The sequence below is a fragment of the Streptomyces sp. NBC_01217 genome (assembly GCF_035994185.1).
In the GTDB taxonomy this organism is placed as follows: Bacteria; Actinomycetota; Actinomycetes; order Streptomycetales; family Streptomycetaceae; genus Streptomyces.
The window spans coordinates 3,023,798-3,043,961 of the sequence record NZ_CP108538.1 but is presented as its reverse complement, the minus strand read 5'-3'; the positions used below and the strand labels follow the sequence as shown (position 1 = coordinate 3,043,961).

Annotated in this window: 14 protein-coding genes and 1 pseudogene; 13 read left to right on the top strand and 2 right to left on the bottom strand. The window is 69.6% G+C overall.

Going from position 1 to position 20,164, the window contains the following annotated elements; translation table 11 throughout:
- The first annotated feature begins 122 nt into the window (after positions 1-122).
- The 8 genes from OG507_RS13350 to OG507_RS13315 all read left to right on the top strand — a co-directional run bounded on the left by OG507_RS13350 (position 123) and on the right by OG507_RS13315 (position 14,075).
- On the top strand, positions 123-4,088 hold the full coding sequence (locus tag OG507_RS13350) for an Rne/Rng family ribonuclease (RefSeq protein WP_327367410.1): 3,966 nt from the start codon (positions 123-125) through the stop codon (positions 4,086-4,088).
- 388 nt (positions 4,089-4,476) lie between these two features.
- Positions 4,477-5,595 carry a DegT/DnrJ/EryC1/StrS family aminotransferase gene (locus OG507_RS13345; protein WP_327367409.1) on the top strand — a complete coding sequence of 373 codons (1,119 nt, stop codon included), beginning with the start codon at positions 4,477-4,479 and terminating at the stop codon, positions 5,593-5,595.
- Positions 5,592-6,617, top strand: a complete 1,026-nt coding sequence (locus tag OG507_RS13340) for a Gfo/Idh/MocA family protein (protein WP_327367408.1) — start codon at positions 5,592-5,594, stop codon at positions 6,615-6,617. Before OG507_RS13345 ends, OG507_RS13340 begins: the two co-directional genes overlap by 4 nt.
- Positions 6,614-8,245: a glycosyltransferase family 2 protein gene (locus tag OG507_RS13335; RefSeq protein WP_327367407.1), complete on the top strand. Its 1,632-nt coding sequence runs from the start codon at positions 6,614-6,616 to the stop codon at positions 8,243-8,245. Before OG507_RS13340 ends, OG507_RS13335 begins: the two co-directional genes overlap by 4 nt.
- A gap of 2 nt (positions 8,246-8,247) precedes the next feature.
- On the top strand, positions 8,248-9,531 hold the full coding sequence (locus OG507_RS13330; protein WP_327367406.1) for a nucleotide sugar dehydrogenase: 1,284 nt from the start codon (positions 8,248-8,250) through the stop codon (positions 9,529-9,531).
- A gap of 2 nt (positions 9,532-9,533) precedes the next feature.
- Positions 9,534-10,514, top strand: a complete 981-nt coding sequence (galE, locus tag OG507_RS13325) for a UDP-glucose 4-epimerase GalE (protein WP_327367405.1) — start codon at positions 9,534-9,536, stop codon at positions 10,512-10,514.
- Between the two features lie 88 nt (positions 10,515-10,602).
- Positions 10,603-11,964: a glycosyltransferase gene (locus OG507_RS13320; RefSeq protein WP_327367404.1), complete on the top strand. Its 1,362-nt coding sequence runs from the start codon at positions 10,603-10,605 to the stop codon at positions 11,962-11,964.
- Positions 11,961-14,075, top strand: coding sequence for a glycosyltransferase family 1 protein (locus OG507_RS13315; protein WP_327367403.1), 2,115 nt, complete (start codon positions 11,961-11,963; stop codon positions 14,073-14,075). The genes OG507_RS13320 and OG507_RS13315 overlap by 4 nt, the downstream gene beginning before the upstream one ends.
- On the opposite strand, the gene OG507_RS13310 is transcribed toward OG507_RS13315, so the two are convergent.
- A complete protein-coding gene (locus tag OG507_RS13310; RefSeq protein ID WP_327367402.1) occupies positions 14,072-14,758 on the bottom strand; it encodes an acyltransferase in 687 nt (228 codons plus the stop codon). The genes OG507_RS13315 and OG507_RS13310 overlap by 4 nt on opposite strands.
- On the opposite strand from OG507_RS13310, the pseudogene OG507_RS40380 reads away from it, so the two are divergent.
- Positions 14,715-14,819: pseudogene (locus OG507_RS40380) on the top strand (DUF7848 domain-containing protein); the annotation flags it as partial. The gene OG507_RS13310 and the pseudogene OG507_RS40380 sit on opposite strands and share 44 nt — an antisense overlap.
- A gap of 320 nt (positions 14,820-15,139) precedes the next feature.
- Here the strand turns inward: OG507_RS40380 and OG507_RS13305 are convergent.
- Entirely contained in the window at positions 15,140-15,742 is a 603-nt protein-coding gene (locus tag OG507_RS13305; protein WP_327367401.1) for an acyltransferase, read from the bottom strand.
- A 416-nt stretch (positions 15,743-16,158) separates the two neighbouring features.
- Between OG507_RS13305 and rplU the strand changes: the two genes are divergently transcribed.
- The 4 genes from rplU to OG507_RS13285 all read left to right on the top strand — a co-directional run bounded on the left by rplU (position 16,159) and on the right by OG507_RS13285 (position 20,137).
- Positions 16,159-16,479, top strand: coding sequence for a 50S ribosomal protein L21 (gene rplU, locus OG507_RS13300; RefSeq protein WP_030921216.1), 321 nt, complete (start codon positions 16,159-16,161; stop codon positions 16,477-16,479).
- Between the two features lie 14 nt (positions 16,480-16,493).
- Entirely contained in the window at positions 16,494-16,751 is a 258-nt protein-coding gene (gene rpmA / locus OG507_RS13295) for a 50S ribosomal protein L27 (protein ID WP_018103204.1), read from the top strand.
- A gap of 162 nt (positions 16,752-16,913) precedes the next feature.
- The gene (gene obgE / locus OG507_RS13290) at positions 16,914-18,350 is read left to right on the top strand and encodes a GTPase ObgE (RefSeq protein ID WP_327367400.1); all 1,437 of its coding nucleotides are present in this window, start codon (positions 16,914-16,916) and stop codon (positions 18,348-18,350) included.
- A 287-nt stretch (positions 18,351-18,637) separates the two neighbouring features.
- A complete protein-coding gene (locus tag OG507_RS13285) occupies positions 18,638-20,137 on the top strand; it encodes a bifunctional cytidylyltransferase/SDR family oxidoreductase (protein ID WP_327367399.1) in 1,500 nt (499 codons plus the stop codon).
- Positions 20,138-20,164: the final 27 nt, after the last annotated feature.

Genomic DNA, 20,164 nt, shown 5'->3' with positions numbered 1-20,164 from the left:
GCCAGACATTGAGTTCCCGTGCGGCGCCCGCGCCCCGGACGGCGGTCTCGCGTACATCACGCGGACCGTGCCGGACCGGAACAAGGCGCGGCGCCCGGGAGCCTGACGGGAGAACCGCCCGCATGCCCCAGTCCAACGAACCCGGCACGACCGGGAACGCCGAAGAGAACAACGCACCCGGGGACAAGCTGCCGCCGCGCCGCAGGCGCCGCGCCGCGTCCCGCCCGGCCGGTCCGCCGGTGGCTGAAGGACAGGGCGCCGCCGCTCCGGCCATACCGGCCGTTGACGCCGCAGTGTCCGACACCACCACCGCCGGGGCCGAGAGCGCCCCGGAAGCAGAAGCCGCACCGCCCGCGCGTCCGCGTCGCCGTGCCGTGCGCAAGGCGACCGCTCCGGCGGGTGCGCCGCAGGCCGTCGAGGCCGTCGAGATCGTGGAGCCCACCGAGCCCGTCGCCGAGGCAGAGGCCGAGCCCGAGGCCGAGGCCGTGGAGGCGGCGCCTGCGCGTACGCGTCGTCGTGCGGTCCGTAAGGCGACCGCTCCGGCCGGTGCGCCGCAGGCCGCCGAGCCCGTCGAGATCGTTGAGATCGTCGAGGAAGCAACGCCCGTGGCGAGTGCCGAGCCCGAGCCGGTTGCCGAAGCCGCCGCGCCGCGTGGCCGCACCCGGCGCCGGGCGTCGGCTCCGGCCGGTGCACCGCAGCCCGTCGAGGCGTCGGCCGAGTCCGCCGCGCCCGCGGAAGCGGAAGAAGAAGACGTCACCGTGGCCGAGGTCGAGGCTGAGGTCGTGGAGGCTGCGCCCGCTCGTACGCGCCGTCGTGCGGTTCGTAAGGCGACCGCTCCGGCGGGTGCGCCGCAGGCCGCGGAGACGGCCGAGACCACCGAGGACACCGGCGAGAGCCTCCCCGAGGCCGTGGTCGAGGCGCTGGCCGCCGAGCCCGCCGAGGTCGAGGAGGCCGCACCGCGCGGCCGCCAGCGCCGTCGGGCCACCGCCGCCGCGGGCCGGCCGGAGTTCACCGGCAAGACCGAGGAGCCCGTACAGAAGGGCCGTCGCGCGGCGCGCCCCGCCGTGGCCGTGTTCCAGGCGCCGGTCTTCGCCGAGCCGATGTTCCAGACCCCGGAGACCGCTGCTGCCGCCGCTGCCGCCTCGCGTCACGAAGAGGTCGAGGAAGAGACCGAGACGGTCGAGGAGCCGACCGCCGTCACGGAGGCCCCGGCCGCCGAGGCCGCGCCGCTGGGCGGTTCGCGCCGCCGTCGCCGCCGTCGCGGCGAGGCCGTCGAGCCCGAGCCGGCCGCCGCGGTTGAGGAGCACGCCGAGGAGGAGCCCGAGCCGGAGCACGAGGGCGAGGCCGAGCACGAGGGCGAGGAGACGGACGAGTACGGGGACCGGCCCTCGCGCCGTCGCCGTCGCGGAGGCCGCCGTCGCCGTCGTGGCGAGGCCAACGAGGGTGACGAGGCCGCGGAGCAGTTCGGCGACGAGGCCGCCGCCGAGCCCGCCGAGGAGGACCAGGAGCGCGCTCAGGAGTCCGAGGAGGGCGAGGAGGACGAGGACCACGAGGCGTCCTCCGCCGGTTCCAGCAGCAGCCGTCGCCGCCGTCGCCGCCGCCGTCGCAGCGGTGACGTCACGTCCGAGGCCGACAACGGCACGGACGACCCGGAGCGTACGGTCGTCAAGGTCCGCGAGCCGCGGGAACGGCGTGCGAAGGAAGCGGCCGAGCGCGAGCCCGGCACCGGCTTCGACGAGGTCCAGTCCATCAAGGGCTCGACCCGCATGGAGGCGAAGAAGCAGCGCCGCCGGGAGGGCCGTGAGCAGGGCCGCCGTCGCGTCCCGATCATCACCGAGGCCGAGTTCCTGGCCCGCCGCGAGGCCGTCGAGCGCGTGATGGTCGTCCGCCAGAGCGGCGAGCGCACCCAGATCGGCGTCCTTGAGGACAACGTGCTCGTCGAGCACTACGTCAACAAGGAGCAGGCCACCAGCTACGTCGGCAACGTCTACTTGGGCAAGGTGCAGAACGTACTGCCGTCCATGGAGGCCGCCTTCGTCGACATCGGCAAGGGCCGCAACGCCGTCCTGTACGCCGGCGAGGTCAACTTCGAGGCGCTCGGCATGGCCCACGGGCCGCGCCGGATCGAGACCGCGCTGAAGTCCGGCCAGTCCGTCCTCGTCCAGGTGACCAAGGACCCGATCGGCCACAAGGGCGCCCGCCTGACCAGCCAGGTCTCGCTGCCCGGCCGCTACCTGGTCTATGTGCCCGAGGGTTCGATGACCGGCATCAGCCGCAAGCTGCCCGACACCGAGCGTGCCCGGCTGAAGACCATCCTCAAGAAGATCGTCCCCGAGGACGCGGGCGTCATCGTCCGTACCGCGGCGGAGGGTGCGAGCGAGGACGAGCTGCGCCGCGACGTCGAGCGGCTGCAGCAGCAGTGGGAGGACATCCAGAAGAAGTCGAAGAGCACCGGCAGTTCCAACGCGCCGACGCTGCTCTACGGCGAGCCCGACATGACTGTCCGGGTCGTCCGCGACATCTTCAACGAGGACTTCTCCAAGGTCATCGTCAGCGGTGACGACGCGTGGGACACCATCCACGGTTACGTCTCGCACGTGGCGCCGGACCTGACGGACCGTCTGTCGCGGTGGACCTCCGAGGTCGACATCTTCGCGACCTACCGGATCGACGAGCAGCTGATGAAGGCGCTGGACCGGAAGGTCTATCTGCCGAGCGGCGGCTCGCTGGTGATCGACAAGACCGAGGCGATGGTCGTCGTCGACGTCAACACCGGCAAGTTCACCGGTCAGGGCGGCAACCTCGAAGAGACCGTCACCAAGAACAACCTGGAGGCGGCCGAGGAGATCGTGCGCCAGCTGCGGCTGCGCGACCTCGGCGGCATCGTCGTCGTCGACTTCATCGACATGGTGCTGGAGTCCAACCGGGACCTGGTGCTGCGGCGCCTGCTGGAGTGCCTGGGACGCGACCGTACGAAGCACCAGGTCGCCGAGGTCACCTCGCTGGGCCTGGTCCAGATGACCCGCAAGCGGGTGGGCCAGGGGCTGCTGGAGTCCTTCTCCGAGACCTGTGTCCACTGCAACGGGCGCGGCGTGATCGTGCACATGGAGCAGCCGACCTCGGTCGGTGGCGGCGGCAACGGCAAGCGTTCCAAGAAGCGCGGCCGGGGCGGCGTGGACCACGAGCACGTGATCGAGGCCGAGACAGAGGCCGAGACAGAGGTCGAGGCAGAGGTCGAGACCGAGGCTGAGGTGGCTGCCGAGGTGGCCGCTCCGGTGGCGCTGCCCGAGCCGGAGTTCGTCCCGGACGAGGAGCTGTACAGCAGCCCGGCCGAGGCCGAGGCGGCCGCCTCGCGCGGCCGTGGCCGGCGCCGCGCGACTCGTAAGGCATCGGCCCCGGCCGGCGCCCCGAAGGCTGCGGCAGCACCCGCGCCGGTCATCGAGCCGGAGCCGGAACCGGTCGTGGCCGCGGAGCCCGAGCCGGTTGCCGAGGCCGCTCCTCAGGGCCGTACGCGCCGTCGGGCGACCCGCAAGGCGACCGCCCCGGCGGGCTCGCCGGCCGTGTCCGAGCAGGTCGGGGAACCGGCGCAGGCGGCGACCGAGGTCGTCGAGGCACCGATCGTCATCGAGGTCCCGGTCGTTGTCGAGGCCCCGGTTGTCATCGAGGCCCCGCAGCCCGAGGCGGCACCCGAGGAGGTGGCCCCCGAGGAGGTGGCCCCCGAGGCCGCCCCGCCGCGTGCCCGCCGCCGGGTGACCCGCAAGGTCACCGCCCCCGCAGGCTCGCCCGCAGGTGCGGACGGCGCAGAGGTCGTCGTGGTGACCGCTTCCACCGAGCCGAAGCCCGACACCGAGCCGTCCGGGGCACCGGAGGCACCGGAGGCACCGGAGGCCGCGGAAGCGGAGGCCCCGGCCAAGAAGGCGGCGCGCAAGACCGCGAAGAAGGCCACCGCCAAGAAGGCAGCCACCAAGAAGACGGCTGCCAAGAAGACCGCCGCGAAGAAGACGACGGCCAAGAAGGCGACGGCGAAGAAGACGGTCGCTGCCGAGCAGTCGCCGAAGTCCTCGGTCTCGGCCGACACCGAGAGCTGATCAGTACCCGGCGAAGCAGGTAAAGAGGTGCGGTTCCCTTCGGGGGCCGCACCTCTTTCGCGTGCGGGGCCCGGCCGTGGGGGCGTGCGGGGCGCGTCTCTTTGCGCGTAACCTCAATGAAACCCCCTGTGAAAATCCTGATAATGTGACGCGGCTGCCGCCTGATGTGTCGTTCCGAAGAATGCTGATCGGCGCGTCGGCCCGCTTCACACAGGACAAATCAGCCTTATGCCCCTTGTGTGCAGCCCCTGGGGCAAAACGGCGAATTACGCGCAATATATTGGTACACAATCGGCCATGCGCCGGGGCGGCGGAGCCTCATCCTGCGTTCGTATGCCCCTGGAGTCATCGCCGGTCACAGCTCTTGTGGTGTTCAAGGAGGATGTCCATGTCGAGCGACAACAGGGAAGCGATCCCTGCTGCCCGGCCGGTGATCGGTGAGGAAGAGATCGAGGCCGTGGTACGCGTACTGCGCAGCGGTCGTGTGGTGCAGGGACCGGAGGTCGCGGCCTTCGAGGGGGGCTTCTCGGAGCTGGTCGACGGACGTCACTGCGTCGCGGTCAACTCGGGCACCTCGGCCCTCCACCTCCTGCTTCTCGCCCTGGGGATCGGTCCCGGCGACGAGGTCATCGTCCCGTCGTTCTCCTTCGCGGCCTCCGCCAACGCGGTCCGCCTGGCCGGAGCCGACGTGGTCTTCGCGGACATCGAGCCGGGCAGCTTCGGTCTCGACCCGGCCGCGGTCGAGGCCGCCATCACGACCCGCACGGCCGCGATCATGCCCGTCCACCTGTACGGTCACCCGGCCGCGATGGACGCACTGATGCCGATCGCGCGGAAGCACGGTCTCGCGGTCGTCGAGGACGCCTGCCAGGCGCACACCGCGGCGTTGGGCGGCACACCGGTCGGCGCCTTCGGCTCCGGCGGCACCTTCAGCTTCTACCCCACCAAGAACATGCACTCCCTCGAAGGCGGCATGGTCACCACCGCCGACGCCGAGGTCGCGCGAACCCTCAGGCTGCTGCGCAATCAGGGCATGGAGCAGCGGTACGCCAACGAGATCGTCGGCGCCAACATGCGCATGACGGACGTGTCCGCCGCCGTCGGACGCGTACAGCTGGCAAAGGTGCTCGGCTGGACCGAGCAGCGGCGCGCCAATGCCGCGTACCTCGACCAGCACATCACCGCGCCGAACGTCACCGTCCCGCCCGTCGCCGACGGTGCACGCCACGTTTACCACCAGTACACCATCCGGGTGCAGGGTGACCGTGACGCCGCCATGGCCAGGCTGAGCGAGGCGGGTATCGGCAACGCCGTGTACTACCCGACTCCGATCCACCGGCTGAAGCCGTACTGGGAGCCCGACCAGAAGGCGGGCCGGATCTGGGACCTGCCGGAGACCGAGCGCGCCGCTGCCGAGGTCGTCTCGCTGCCCGTGCATCCCTCGCTGTCGTCGGATGACCTGGACCGCATCGTCGGCGCCGTGAACTCGCTGGGAGAGATGCAGTGACCGCAGGACTGAGAGCCGGCCTGATCGGCCTCGGATCGATGGGCCGCCACCACGCCCGTGTGCTGGCCGGCCTGGAGGAAGTACAGCTGGTCGGCGTCGTCGACCCGATGGGGGACAAGAACGGCTGGGCGCAGGGCGCCCCCGTACTGTCCACGGTCGACGAACTGATCTCCCTCGGTCTCGACTACGCGGTCGTGGCCTGCCCCACCGCGCTGCACGAGGAAGTCGGCCTCCAGCTCGCCGAGGCCGGTGTCTGCGCCCTGATCGAGAAGCCGGTGGCCGACACCGTGGCGGGCGCCCGGCGCCTGGTCGAGGCCTTCGAGTCGCGCGGTCTGGTTGCGGGTGTCGGCCACATCGAGCGCTGCAACCCGGCACTGCGGTCGCTGCGCTCCCGACTGGAGGCGGGGGAGCTGGGCGAGGTCTTCCAGGTCGTCACCCGCAGGCAGGGCCCGTTCCCGCACCGCATCGCCGATGTCGGCGTGGTCAAGGACCTCGCCACCCACGACATCGACCTGACCGGCTGGGTGACGGGTCAGACCTACACGTCGATCTCCGCCCACACCGTGTCGAAGTCCGGCCGCCCGCACGAGGACATGGTCTCCGCCGTGGGCCGGCTCTCCGACGGAACCATGGTCAACCACCTGGTCAACTGGCTGAGCCCGCTCAAGGAACGCTTCACCTCCGTCACCGGTGAGCGCGGCACCTTCATCGCCGACACCCTCACCGCCGACCTCACCTTCCACTCGAACGCCGCGGTGGCCACCGAGTGGGAGGCGCTCCAGGCCTTCCGCGGTGTGTCCGAGGGCGACATGATCCGCTACGCGATCCCGAAGCGCGAGCCGCTGCTGGTGGAGCACGAGCTCTTCAGGGACGCTGTGCGCGGCATCTCGCAGGACATCTGCACACTGCGGGAGGGCCTGCGCACGGTGGAAGTCGCCGCAGCGGTACTGGAATCGGCGAGCAGCGGACGAACAATGCAGCTGACGGATAATCACAAGCCGAGATCCGATGGGGAGAGATGACCACACCTGACGTCACCGTTGTGGTAGCCGTCTTCAACACTATGCCTTACCTCACCGAGTGTCTGAACTCGCTCGTTGGGCAGTCCATCGGCCTCGACCGGCTGGAGGTCGTGGCGGTCGACGACGGTTCGACGGACGACAGCGGCGCCGAGCTCGACCGCTTCGCCGAGCGTTACCCCGGTACGGTCAAGGTCCTTCACCAGCCCAACTCCGGCGGCCCGGCGATGCCGAGCAACCGGGCGCTGGAGCTCGCCACCGGCCGGTACGTCTACTTCATCGGCTCCGACGACTACCTCGGCGAGGAGGCGTTGGAGCGGATGGTGACCTGCGCCGACACCAACGACTCCGACGTCGTCATCGGCAAGATGGTCGGCACCAACGGCCGGTACGTGCGTCAGTCGCTCTACAAGGCCAATGACTCCGACGTCAGTCTCTACGGCCCCGAGCTGCCCTTCGCGCTGGCCAACACCAAGCTCTTCCGCCGAGACCTCGTGGAGCGGTACAAGCTGCGTTTCCCCGAGGACGTGCCGGTCGGCAGCGACCAGCCCTTCACCATCGAGGCGTGCGTCCGCGCCCGCAAGATATCCGTTGTCGCCGACTACACCTGCTACTACGCGGTGAAGCGCGGAGACGCCAGCAACATCACTTACCGCGCCGACCATCTGGCACGACTGCGCTGCACCGGCGTGATCATGGACCACGCGGCCGGGCTGATCGAGGCCGGGCCGAACCGGGACGCCGTCTTCAAGCGCCACTTCACCTGGGAGCTCTCCAAGCTCATCCAGGACGACTTCGTCGGACTCGACGACGAGACGAAGCGGGACATCTGCGCCGGCGTCACCCGGCTCGCCGACACCTATCTGACGGACCCGCTGAGCGATTCGCTCCCGGTCAAACTGCGGGCGAGGCTCAGGCTCGCGCAGCGCGGCGCCGTCGACGAGCTCTGCCGTGCGATCAGCGAAGAGGCCGAACACGGTGCTCCCCCCTTCCACCTGGAGGACGGCCGGGCCTTCGCCCGCTACCCCGGCTTCCGTGACGCCGGCCTGGAACTCCCCGACCGCTGCTTCGAACTGGTCGGGGAGATCGTCCCCGGACGGCTTGCCAACAAGACCGAGCTCATCGAGTCGGAGTGGGTGCAGAACGGCGAGGAGCTGGCACTCGCGCTCACGGTACGGGTGGGCGTCGTCGGCGACACCGGCTCCGCGGTCGTTCGTCTCGTCGAGGGCGCCATGCCCAAGAGCGCCGACAAGCCGCGCGCCCGACGCCTGCCGGACAAACACGATCTGCCCCCGGCGCAGGGGGAGTTCACCCGGGAGACGGCGTCCGACGGCAACTCCACCCTGGTCCGGGCCCTGATCCCGCTCGCGCCCCGCAAGGCCAAGCGTGGGGTGCGGGTCTTCGTGGATGTGGCCGGAGGGACGTACGAGATTCCGGTACGCGGCGACGGAAAGCCCATGCCGCTGGCCCGCAGATGGCACAGCGAGGTGGACCCGTACCGTGCCGCGGCGCATCTCAACACCAAGGGGCGCGTGGTGATCAGCACCGGTCCGCTCCACCCGCCCAAGACATCGCTGGGCTCGCGGCTGCGATCCCGACTGACCGGCGCCATGCGCTCCAAGAGGAAGTAACCATGAACATCTGTGTAGTCGCCCTCGGCAAGATCGGTCTGCCGCTCGCCGTGCAGTTCGCCGCCAAGGGCCACCGGGTGATCGGCGCCGACGTCAACGAGAAGGTCGTCGAGCTGGTCAACGAAGGCGTCGAGCCGTTCCCCGGTGAGCACGACCTCGACGTCAAGCTCAAGGAGACCGTCGGGGCGGGGCTGCTGACCGCGACGACGGACACCACGTCCGCGGTCGCGCAGTCCGAGGCCGTCGTGGTCGTCGTACCCCTCTTCGTGGATGGCGAGGGCACGCCGGACTTCGGCTGGATGGACTCCGCGACCAAGGCGATCGCCGCCGGTCTCAAGCCCGGCACCCTGGTCAGCTACGAGACCACGCTGCCGGTCGGCACCACCCGTACCCGCTGGGCGCCGATGCTCGAAGAGGGCGCCGGCCTCAAGGCCGGCGAGGACTTCCACCTGGTGTTCTCCCCGGAGCGGGTGCTCACCGGCCGGGTCTTCGCGGACCTGCGCCGCTACCCGAAGCTGGTCGGTGGGATCGACGAGGCATCGGCCGCGCACGGTGTGTCGTTCTACGAGTCGGTCCTGGACTTTGACAACCGTACGGACCTGCCGCGCCCCAACGGCGTCTGGGACCTGGGCACTTCGGAGGCGTCCGAGCTGGCCAAGCTCGCCGAGACGACCTACCGCGATGTCAACATCGGTCTCGCGAACCAGTTCGCCCGCTTCGCCGACCAGCAGAACATCGATGTCCTCAAGGTCATCGAGGCCTGCAACTCCCAGCCGTACAGCCATATCCACCAGCCGGGCATCGCGGTCGGCGGCCACTGCATCCCGATCTACCCGCGGATGTACCTCTGGAACGACCCCTCGGCCACCGTGGTGCGTTCGGCGCGCGAGGCCAACGCGGCCATGCCGGAGTACGCGGTCGACCTGCTCGCCGCCGCCTACGGCGACCTGGACGGGGCGGGCGTGCTGGTGCTGGGCGCGGCCTACCGCGGCGGCGTGAAGGAGACGGCCTTCTCCGGCGTCTTCCCGACCGTCGAGGCGCTGAAGGCGCGCGGCGCGGTGCCGTACGTCTCGGACCCGATGTACACGGCCGAGGAACTGACCGCGCACGGCCTCGTCCCGCACGAGGGCCAGACCGTCACCGCAGCGATCCTCCAGGCCGACCACGCCGAGTACCGCGAGCTGGCCGCCGCCGACCTGCCGGACGTCCGCGTCCTGGTCGACGGCCGCCGCACGACGGACCCGGCCAACTGGGCGGGCGTCCGCCGCGTTGTCATCGGCGGCTGACGATGACCTGGCTGATCACCGGCGGGGCCGGCTACATCGGATCTCATGTGGTCAAGGAGATGGCGAGCCGGGAGCCCGTCGTCGTCTTCGACGACCTCAGCACCGGCCGGGCCGAGCGGTTGCCGGAAGGAGTACCGCTGGTCGTGGGCTCGGTCCTGGACCGGGAACTGCTCGACCAGGTCCTGGCCGGCCGCGGGGTGACCGGCATCGTGCACATCGCGGGCAAGAAGCAGGTCGCCGAGTCCGTCGAACGTCCGCTTCACTACTACCGCGAGAACGTCGACGGACTGCGCACCCTGCTGGAGGCAGCGGCCTCCGCCGGTGTCGGCCGTTTCCTCTTCTCCTCGTCGGCGGCGGTCTACGGCATGCCCGATGTCGACCTGGTGACAGAGGAGACCCCGTGTCGGCCGCTCAGCCCGTACGGGGAGACGAAGCTGGCCGGGGAATGGATGGTCGCCGCGGCCGGCCGGGCGCACGGTATGGCCACGGCGTCACTGCGCTACTTCAACGTGGCCGGAGCCGCTTCGCCGGAGCTGGGCGACGACGGGGTCTTCAATCTGGTCCCCATGGTCTTCGAACGCATCATGGCCGACGAGTCGCCCCGCATCTTCGGCGACGACTACTCGACACCGGATGGCACCTGTGTCCGCGACTACGTTCACGTCGCGGACATCGCCTCTGCCCATGCAGCCGCCGCCCACCGTCTGACCCGGGATCCGTCCGCGGAGCTGGTCCTGAACATCGGCCGGGGCGAGGGCGCCTCCGTTGCCGAGATGATCGACATCATCCTGGACGTCACCGGCCGCACCGGCCTTCCCGCGGTCACCGAGGCCCGTAGGCCCGGCGACCCGGCCCGGGTGGTTGCGTCCGTGGACGGCATCGGCAAGGAGCTGGACTGGTCGGCTCGGCACGGCATACGCACCATGATTGAGTCGGCCTGGGCGGGTTGGTGCCTCCGGCACGGGCGGCCTGCCTCGACGTGAAGTACCGCCGCCCGGCCGACCCGGTTACGAGGCGCCACGGAGAACAACCCCGATACTCAGTAGAACAGGAATGACTGAAGTGCCAGGCATGGACGAGCGAAGCGGACCCCGTCCGCATCTGCTGTATTTCGCCATCGGGTTTCCCCCCGCCGCGAAGAGTTCCGCGTTCCGAATGAGGGAGACCGCCAACCAGTTCGCCGCTGCGGGGTGGGACGTCACCGTGGTCACGATCGCGGAGCAGTCCTGGCTCCGTGACTCCGGCGTGGACCACACGCTCTCGGAGTCCGTGGACAAGCACGTCAGGGTCGTGGAGCTGCCGCTGTCGCGGGCCGACCTGGAGACGGACATTCGTCTGTACTCCGAGGATCGTGCCCTCGACCCGGGCAAGTGGCTGAAGAGCTACCGAGCCGAGGTACTCAAGAGCTTCCCCGAACCGGTCTTCGGGGGCTGGCGCGGAGCTCTGGAACAGGCCGCGCTCGACCTGCATCGCGAGCGGCCGGCCGATCTCGCCCTGGCCAGTTGTGTGCCGTACGTTCAGCTCGCCGCCGTCCGCAGGCTCTGGGACGAGCACCAGGTTCCGTACGCCGTGGACTTCCGCGACGGCTGGTCCCTGGACGTCATCGACGGCGTCGAGGCGTTTCCCAAGGACTCCGAGGCCGGGCGCTGGGAGCTGAGCCTGCTGGAGCACGCTCTGTCACTCTGGGTGGTCAACGACCAGATCGCTGACTTCTACCGCGCCCGCTACCCCGAGCACGCCGACCGTGTCCACGTGGTGCGCAACGGCTACGATCGGGACAGCGTGCCCCGGCCGCCGGACCGCGCAGCCGACGAGAGCGGCCTGGTCTTCGGTCACCTGGGCACGGTCAGCTTCTCCGTACCGCTGTTGGAGTCGGTGCTCGCCGCGTGGAAGACCGCGCGCAGCCGGGAACCGCTCCTCTCCGACGCCCGGTTCGAAGTGCGCGGACACATCGGTGCCGGAGCCAACCGCGAGGCCAACCGGCACATCGAGGTGCTCCGCAGCGCGGCCGACGACGGCGTGGTCGTGGGCGGTCCGGTACCGAAGGCAGAGGTCGCCAGTGTCTACGCCGCGTGGGACGCGCTGGTGCTCGTGATCATCGGCGGCCCGTACATGACTTCCGGCAAGGTCTACGAATACATGGCCACCGGACTGCCGGTCGTTTCCATGCACGCGGCGGACCACGACGCCTCACGGCTGCTGGACGGTCACCCGCTGTGGACCGGCCCCCGCGGACTGGACGAGGAACAACTGGCCGACGCGTTCTGCGAGGCTGCCCGCATGGCGGTGGAAGCCTCGCCCGAACAACGCGACGCCGCCCGTGACCACGGAACCGCTTACGCCCGTGATTCCCTGATGGCAACCGCCGTACAGCGTCTGACCGCTGTGGCACTCGGCCGGCAGCCCGTACTTTCCGGAGGTCCCGGCGCATGACCGACGTAGTGATGATCGCGAGCTCGACACCCCGTCCGGCCGTGATCACAGCCGCCCTGGAGACATACCGGGAACTGGGCGCCCGGGTTCATCTGGTCGGCAGCTTCAAGTCCGGCGAGATGGAGGCAGACCTGGGCTGGACCACCCTGCACAAGGTGCCTGCCCGCAGCTCGGCGGGTAAGCACGAGTTGCGCAAGACGGAAGCGATGCCCGCCGCCGAGCGGCTCTGGTTCCACCTTGAGCACGACCCGGCCGCCCGTGCGGCCCTGCGCACCGCCGACGTGGTTGTCGCGCTCGACAACCGCGCCGTCTACAGCGCCTGGCGCGTCGCCCAGTTCCGGCGCACGCCGGAGGTGTGCTTCGGGATCGCCGCTGGCCTGCGGGCCGTGGAACGGGGGCGGGAGCGGGTCGGTGAGGCTCTGCCCGAGCACGCGCCGAGCCCGGTGGCCGTGGCCACCGATGGGCTGCGGCGTCGGCTGCGAGGTCTGCCTGCTGATCTGCTGCGTAACGCCACCGGGCCGCTCACCCTGCGCAGCCGGGTCGGTGCCCGGGCCTGGCGTGCCGCCGTTTCCGCACCGGGTGTCCCCGACACCCTGCGCATGGCGGCCGCCGAGCAGGTTGTCGAGGGCATGTGGCTGGCCGGACGCCAGTCCGGAGCACTCGTCACTGCCCGTGCGGCCGCCGGGAAACTTTCCGACCCGGCCATAAGAGCCCGCCTGCTGAACGACGTGGCGTGGAGAGGCATCCGGAGCGGCCGGACTCCCGGCAACCTCGCCGACGCGGTCGGGGCCCACCTGGATCTGGCCGACGCGCATCATGCGGCCGGCGACCCGGCCGAGGCGTCCAAGGCCCTCCTGGAGGCCATGAAACTGGCCTTTCACCGCGTCGTCCATATCGACCAGGTCACCAGCCCTCTGGCCGCGGACCCGGCCGGGTTCACCGCCCGGTTCAGGAAGTCGGCGGCGGCCCGCGCCACGGTCGAGGCGAAGGGCAGGCTGAGCCCGGCCGCCGCCCCGCCGGAGGACCGACCGCTGCGGCTGCTCGTGGCCACCACTGCCAACGCGAACTTCCTGCACCTCATCCGGTCCCACTACGAGGCCAACCCGGACGTCGAGTTGAGGTTCCTCGACATGGCCGAACACCCGGGTATGAAGCGGCTCAACGGCGCTCCCCAACGCCACATCGAGCACCGGCTCGGCGGTGACCCGCTCTTCGCGCACGCCGCCGAGCAACAGCTGAGGCCTTATCTGGACTGGGCCGACACCGTGTTCGTGGACTGGTGCGTGGCTCCGGCAGCTCTCTTCACCGCGATCGACCCGGGCGACACGAGGATTATTGTCCGGCTGCACAGTTACGAGGCGTTCTCGCGGTGGCCCCACATGATGGACTTCTCGCGCGTGGACGACCTGGTGTTCGTCGCGGACCACATCCGGGATCTGGCGACGGCCTCCATTCCCGGGCTCAGCGGGGAGCGAGCCCCCCGCACGCATGTGATCGACAACGGCATGGATCTGGCCAACTTCCGACGCATGAAGGACCCATCCACCCGGTTCAACCTGGGTCTGGTCGGCATCGGACAGGTCGCGAAGGACCCGCTCTGGGCCCTGACCGTCCTCAACCAACTGCGTGAGCAGGACGAGCGCTACCGTCTGATTCTGATCGGCGGGGATATGAGCAAGCCGAGCAACGCGGCCAAGGCGTACTCACGGAAGCTGGAGAAGGCTCTCAAGCCCCTGGTGGAGAACGGAGCAGTTGTACGGGTCGGCTCGACCGACGATGTTGCCGGGAATCTGGAGGACGTCGGCGTCATTCTAAGCACTTCGGTACGCGAGGGCTGCCACGTGGGGCTCATGGAGGGGGCGGCCAGCGGTGCCGTCCCCGTGGTCCGCGACTGGCCGTTTTTCGCCGATGGCAAGCATGGTGCCGGGACTCTCTATCCGGCCGAGTGGGTCGTGGGTACTCCCGAGGAGGCAGTCGAACGTGTGCTTGCCCTCACGGCCTCCGACGAGAGCTGGCGCAACGCCGGAAAGCTGGCCACCGAACATGCGCTGACCACCTGGGACTGGCCGGTCGTCCGCCTGGACTTCGACCGGTTGCTCTTCAGTCGTTAGAGTCCACGACCGTGCGCAGGGGCCAGGGCCCGGTTCATTACCGGGCCGCGGCCCCTGCCGCTTCCTGTCTGGCCGCAGAGAGCCGCCGGGCAGGAATGCGGCCCGGCTCGGCGTTCCGTGAGTACCCCGTCCTTCTCCTCGTACAGCGCACCGGTCTGCGGGCACTCCCACACGTCCGGCTCACCCTCGCGCGCCACCAGTCGGACCCCGCTACGCCCCACCCAGCCGATCTGCCGGGCAGGTACCCCGACAGCCAGCGCGAAGTCCAGGACATCCTTGGTGACCACGGCCCCGGCCGCCACCATGGCCCACCGGCCAGCCCGTACCGGGGCGACACACACGGACCGCGCACCGAGTGAGGCACCCTCGGCGACCTTCACTCCGACGGCCTCCCAGTCGCCGCCGCGCTTCTGCCTGCCGTCAGAATCGACCGATCGCGGGTTGTGGCCGTTGGTGAGGACCACGGCTGGCCCGACGAAGACGCCGTCACCGAGTTCGGCGGGTTCGTACACGAGGGCGTAGTTCTGCAGCTTGACGTTGTTGCCGATCCGTACGCCCGTGCCGACGTACGCGCCGCGGCCGACTACGCAACGGGCCTTGACCCCGAATTGTGACGCTGAATCCGGACCCCGCGACGAGCAGGAAGCCGCACAGGACTGGGTGCTTCGCCATACCGGGCGCACCGGCCACATCCTCTTCAGACGCGTCGTCACCGACCACGCCAAGGTCACTTTCGTTGAGTAGTCGGCCATCAGCCACGACGTATCGCCGAGGCGGGATGGGTCCAACATCTTTTCTATGTCTTCAAGGTGACCGCTGACGCGGGTCGCGCGCGGCACGGCCGCCCACTCGGCCCGCTTTCGGCTCCTCCACCGCGGGCGGCCGGCGGTCAGGGCGCGCGAAAACGCGCAGCGGATCACCGGAAGCACGGAGAAGGTCGGACGCGCCCACACAGCCGAAGTCGCGGAACACTTTTCACGCCGACCGCGTCGCCACCGTCGGTCACCGGCGCTTCACCGTCGTCAAACCCAACGCGTCATCGTGCTGACCCTGCTTCCGTAAGGCTATGGAGTGCGCTCCGTCAGCACCCCGGCCTTCTCCTCGTACAGCGCACCGGTCTGCGGGCATTCCCAGACGTCCTGCTCGCCATCGCGCGCCACGAGCTTCACGCCTGCACGGCCCACCCAACCGACCTGTCGGGCCGGGACACCGACTACCAGAGCGAAGTCCGGGACATCGCGGGTGACCACTGCGCCGGCCGCGACCATTGCCCAGCGGCCGATGTGGACCGGGGCGACGCACACCGAGCGGGCGCCGACTGAGGCGCCCTCGGCGACCTTGACGCCGACGGCCTCCCAGTCACCGCCGCGCTTCTGCTTGCCGTCGGGGTCGACGGAGCGTGGGTTGTGGTCGTTGGTGAAGACCGCTGCCGGGCCGACAAAGACGCCGTCGGCGAGTTCGGCCGGCTCGTACACGAGGGCGTAGTTCTGCAGCTTGACGTTGTTGCCGATCTGGACGCCGGTGCCGACATAGGCACCGCGGCCGACCACGCAGCCCTCCCCGAGGCGGGCCCCTTCGCGGATCTGGGCGAGCTCCCAGACGCTGCTCCCGGCCCCGATCTCGGCGGAGTCGTCGACCTGGGCGGTGGGCTGGACCCTGTAATTCACTGAACGTCTGCCTCTCCGAGTACGTCGTCGATTGGTGAGCCTACGTCGTTCCCGGGCCCACTGATCAGGAGGTGACCGCGCCAAGGGTCGAGGGAGCATGTCGTGGTCTGCCGGAGCACAGGAATCCCCAGGGCTGTGGGATTCCGCATCAGCACCCCAGAACAGTCGGTCAACTCTGTGTGTCAGCGGATGCGCGATGGCCGGGCCGGTCCGCGGGGGTCCGGTTTGACCGCCGGTGTGCGGCCCCGTAATCTTGTCCATCGGCGTGTTTCCCATGCGCGCCCACCCCTGAGCACATTCCTCCTGCTGGATCCGTCCGTCAGGAGAGGCCGCTCATCCTTCCGGATCGTCGCGGGCTTCGGCCTGTGCGGGCGGCTGGCATCAGGGGATCCGTTCCGAGCGAGAGAGAGATCCGCGTGTACGCCATCGTGCGCAGCGGTGGCCGCCAGCACAAGGTTGCTGTCGGTGACATCGTTGAGGTTGACAAGATTTCCACTGCCCAGGTTGGCGACACGGTCGAGCTCTCGACCCTGCTCGTGGTCGACGGCGACGCCGTGACCAGCGACCCGTGGGTGCTGGCCGGGATCAAGGTCCAGGCCGAGGTCGTGGACCACCACAAGGGCGCGAAGATCGACATCCTTCGCTACAAGAACAAGACCGGCTACCGCCGTCGCCAGGGTCACCGCCAGCAGTACACGGCGATCAAGGTCACCGGTATCCCCGCGGCTGCGAAGTAAGGGACTGAGGAGACATGGCACACAAGAAGGGCGCATCGTCCACCCGGAACGGGCGCGATTCCAATGCTCAGCGGCTCGGCGTGAAGCGCTTCGGCGGTCAGGCCGTCAACGCCGGTGAGATCCTGGTCCGCCAGCGCGGCACCCACTTCCACCCGGGCACGGGCGTCGGCCGTGGCGGCGACGACACGCTGTTCGCACTCGCCGCCGGTGCGGTCGAGTTCGGCACGCACCGTGGCCGCAAGGTCGTGAACATCGTTCCGATCGCCGGCTGACTTTCGGCGCTCGTCGAGCGGTTTCTGCGGAGGCGGACCTCACTTCCCGTACGGGAAGCGGGTCCGCCTTTCGCGTGTTTCTCCCATGAGAGACGGCTTTCTCCCACGTGGGGACAGCGCGAGTGAGACATTTCTGCATGTATGTAACTGGAGGTTCCAACCATGACCACCTTCGTGGACCGCGTCGATCTGTATGTCGCCGCGGGTAACGGGGGCCACGGCTGCGCCTCCGTTCACCGTGAGAAGTTCAAACCGCTCGGCGGTCCGGACGGCGGCAACGGCGGCCGTGGCGGCGATGTGACCCTGGTCGTCGACCAGTCCGTCACCACGCTCCTCGACTATCACCACAGCCCCCACCGCAAGGCCACCAACGGCCAGCCCGGCGCGGGCGACAACCGTTCCGGCAAGGACGGGCAGGACCTGGTCCTGCCCGTGCCCGACGGCACGGTCGTGCTCGACCGGAACGGCAACGTACTGGCGGACCTGGTCGGCCAGGGCACCACGTTCGTAGCGGGCCAGGGCGGCCGCGGCGGCCTCGGCAACGCCGCGCTGGCCTCCGCCCGCCGCAAGGCCCCCGGCTTCGCGCTGCTCGGCGAGCCCGGTGAGGACCGCGACATCGTCCTGGAGCTCAAGACCGTCGCCGATGTCGCGCTGGTGGGCTACCCGAGCGCCGGCAAGTCCTCGCTGATCTCCGTCCTGTCGGCGGCCAAGCCGAAGATCGCCGACTACCCGTTCACGACCCTCGTGCCGAACCTCGGCGTGGTCACCGCGGGCAGCACCGTCTACACCATCGCCGACGTCCCGGGCCTGATCCCGGGCGCCAGCCAGGGACGCGGCCTCGGCCTGGAGTTCCTGCGGCACGTGGAGCGCTGCTCGGTGCTCGTACACGTACTGGACACCGCGACGCTGGAATCCGACCGCGACCCGGTCTCCGACCTCGACATGATCGAGGAGGAGCTGAAGCAGTACGGCGGCCTGGAGGACCGGCCCCGCATCGTCGTCCTCAACAAGATCGACATCCCGGACGGCCATGACCTCGCCGACATGATCCGTCCCGACCTGGAGGCGCGCGGCTACCGCGTCTTCGAGGCGTCGGCCGTCGCGCGTACCGGTCTGAAGGAGCTCTCCTTCGCGCTCGCGGGCATCGTCGCCGAGGCGCGCGCCGCCAAGCCCGTGGAGGTGGCGACCCGGATCGTCATCCGTCCGAAGGCCGTCGACGACGCGGGCTTCACCGTCACGCTGGAGGAGGACGGCATCTACCGGGTGCGCGGCGAGAAGCCGGAGCGCTGGGTCCGGCAGACGGACTTCAACAACGACGAGGCCGTCGGCTACCTGGCGGACCGCCTCAACCGTCTCGGCGTCGAGGCCGAACTGATGAAGGCCGGCGCCCGTGCGGGTGACGGCGTGGCCATCGGCGCCGAGGACAACGCGGTCGTCTTCGACTGGGAGCCGACCATGGCGGCGGGTGCGGAGATGCTCGGCCGGCGTGGCGAGGACCACCGCCTCGAAGCGCCGCGCCCGGCGGCACAGCGCCGTCGCGACCGCGAGGCCGAACGCGACGAGGTGCAGCGCGAGTTCGACGACTTCAACCCGTTCTAGACCGTGTGCCGGCCGCCGGACGGGCTTGTTCCGCAAGCCCGTCCGGCGGCCGGGCGTGCCCTCGGAGTCACGCAAATGGTGAAGCGATGCCTGCTCAAGGGTGATTCATGCCGCTCAACCGTGTGGCGTCGATCACTCGGTCAGGAAGCGCTGATTCCGGTATTCGCCCTGATCGCAGGGCAACAGAAGGTGTCGCCACGGCATGCAGCAGCCGACGTCCGCCTTGCGAGACGGTAACGGAGAGTGCAACCATCGCTGTATCTCCCAGCCCTCAAGGTAGGTCGTCTGTGTCTGCTCAGCACATAGCCAAAGCCCGAACCACAGCAGTCGTGCTCGCCGGCGGCACCGGCCAGCGCGTGGGTCTGTCCATCCCCAAGCAGCTGCTGAAGATCGCGGGCAAGGCCGTCATCGAGCACACACTGTCGATCTTCCAGCAGGCCGACTCCATCGACGACATCATCGTGCTGATGGCGCCGGGCTATGTGCCCGACGTGGAGAAGATCGTCGCCAAGGCCGGACTGACCAAGGTCACCAGGGTGATCGAGGGCGGCTCCACCCGTAACGAGACCACCGAGCGTGCCATCGCGGCGCTCGGCGAGGGCCTGGCCGAGGGCGAGGACCGCAACGTCCTCTTCCACGACGCCGTGCGCCCCCTGCTCTCGCAGCGCGTCATCAAGGACTGCGTCGACGCCCTGGACCGCTACCAGGCCGTCGACGTCGCCATCCCGTCCGCGGACACGATCATCGTGACCCGCACCCATGGCGGCGACGGCGAGTTCATCACCGACGTGCCCGACCGCTCGCGGCTGCGCCGCGGCCAGACTCCGCAGGCCTTCAAGCTCTCCACCATCCGCAGGGCGTACGAGGTCGCCGCGGGCGACCCGAACTTCCAGGCCACCGACGACTGCTCGGTCGTCCTGAAGTACCTCCCCGACGTACCGATCTACGTCGTCGCGGGCGACGAGTACAACATGAAGGTGACCCAGCCGGTCGACGTCTTCATCGCGGACAAGCTCTTCCAGCTGGCCTCCACGGCCGTCCCGCAGCCGACCGACGACGCCGCCTACCGTGAGCTGCTCACCGGCAAGACCCTTGTCGTCTTCGGCGGCTCGTACGGCATCGGCGCGGACATCGCGACACTCGCCGAGTCCTACGGCGCCACCGTCTACGCCCTGGGCCGCTCCACCACCGGTACGCACGTGGAGAACCCGGAGCACATCGACGACGCGCTCTCCAAGGCGTACGCCGACACCGGCCGCGTCGACTACGTGATCAACACCGCGGGCGTCCTGCGCATCGGCAAGCTGGCCGAGACGGACAACACGACCATCCAGGAAGCGCTGAACGTCAACTACCTGGCACCCGTGCAGATCGCCCGTGCCTCGTACAAGTACCTCGCCGAGACCAAGGGCCAGCTGCTGCTCTACACCTCCAGCAGCTACACCCGGGGCCGCGCGGAGTACAGCCTCTACTCCTCGACCAAGGCCGCCATGGTCAACCTCACCCAGGCGCTCTCGGACGAGTGGGCGGGCGACGGAGTGCGGGTGAACTGCGTGAACCCCGAGCGGACCGCCACGCCGATGCGCACCAAGGCATTCGGCGACGAGCCCGCGGGCACGCTGCTCTCCTCCGAGGCGGTCGCCAGGACCTCCCTGGACGTCCTGCTCTCCGAGATGACCGGCCATGTCATCGACGTAAGGCAGCAGGACCCGACGCGTGGTGCATCCGAGGCATCGGACTTCGAACAGGCCCTGGCCGCTGTGCTGGATCGACAGGCCGATGTGTAATACTGCTTGACAATCGACTATTCGGAC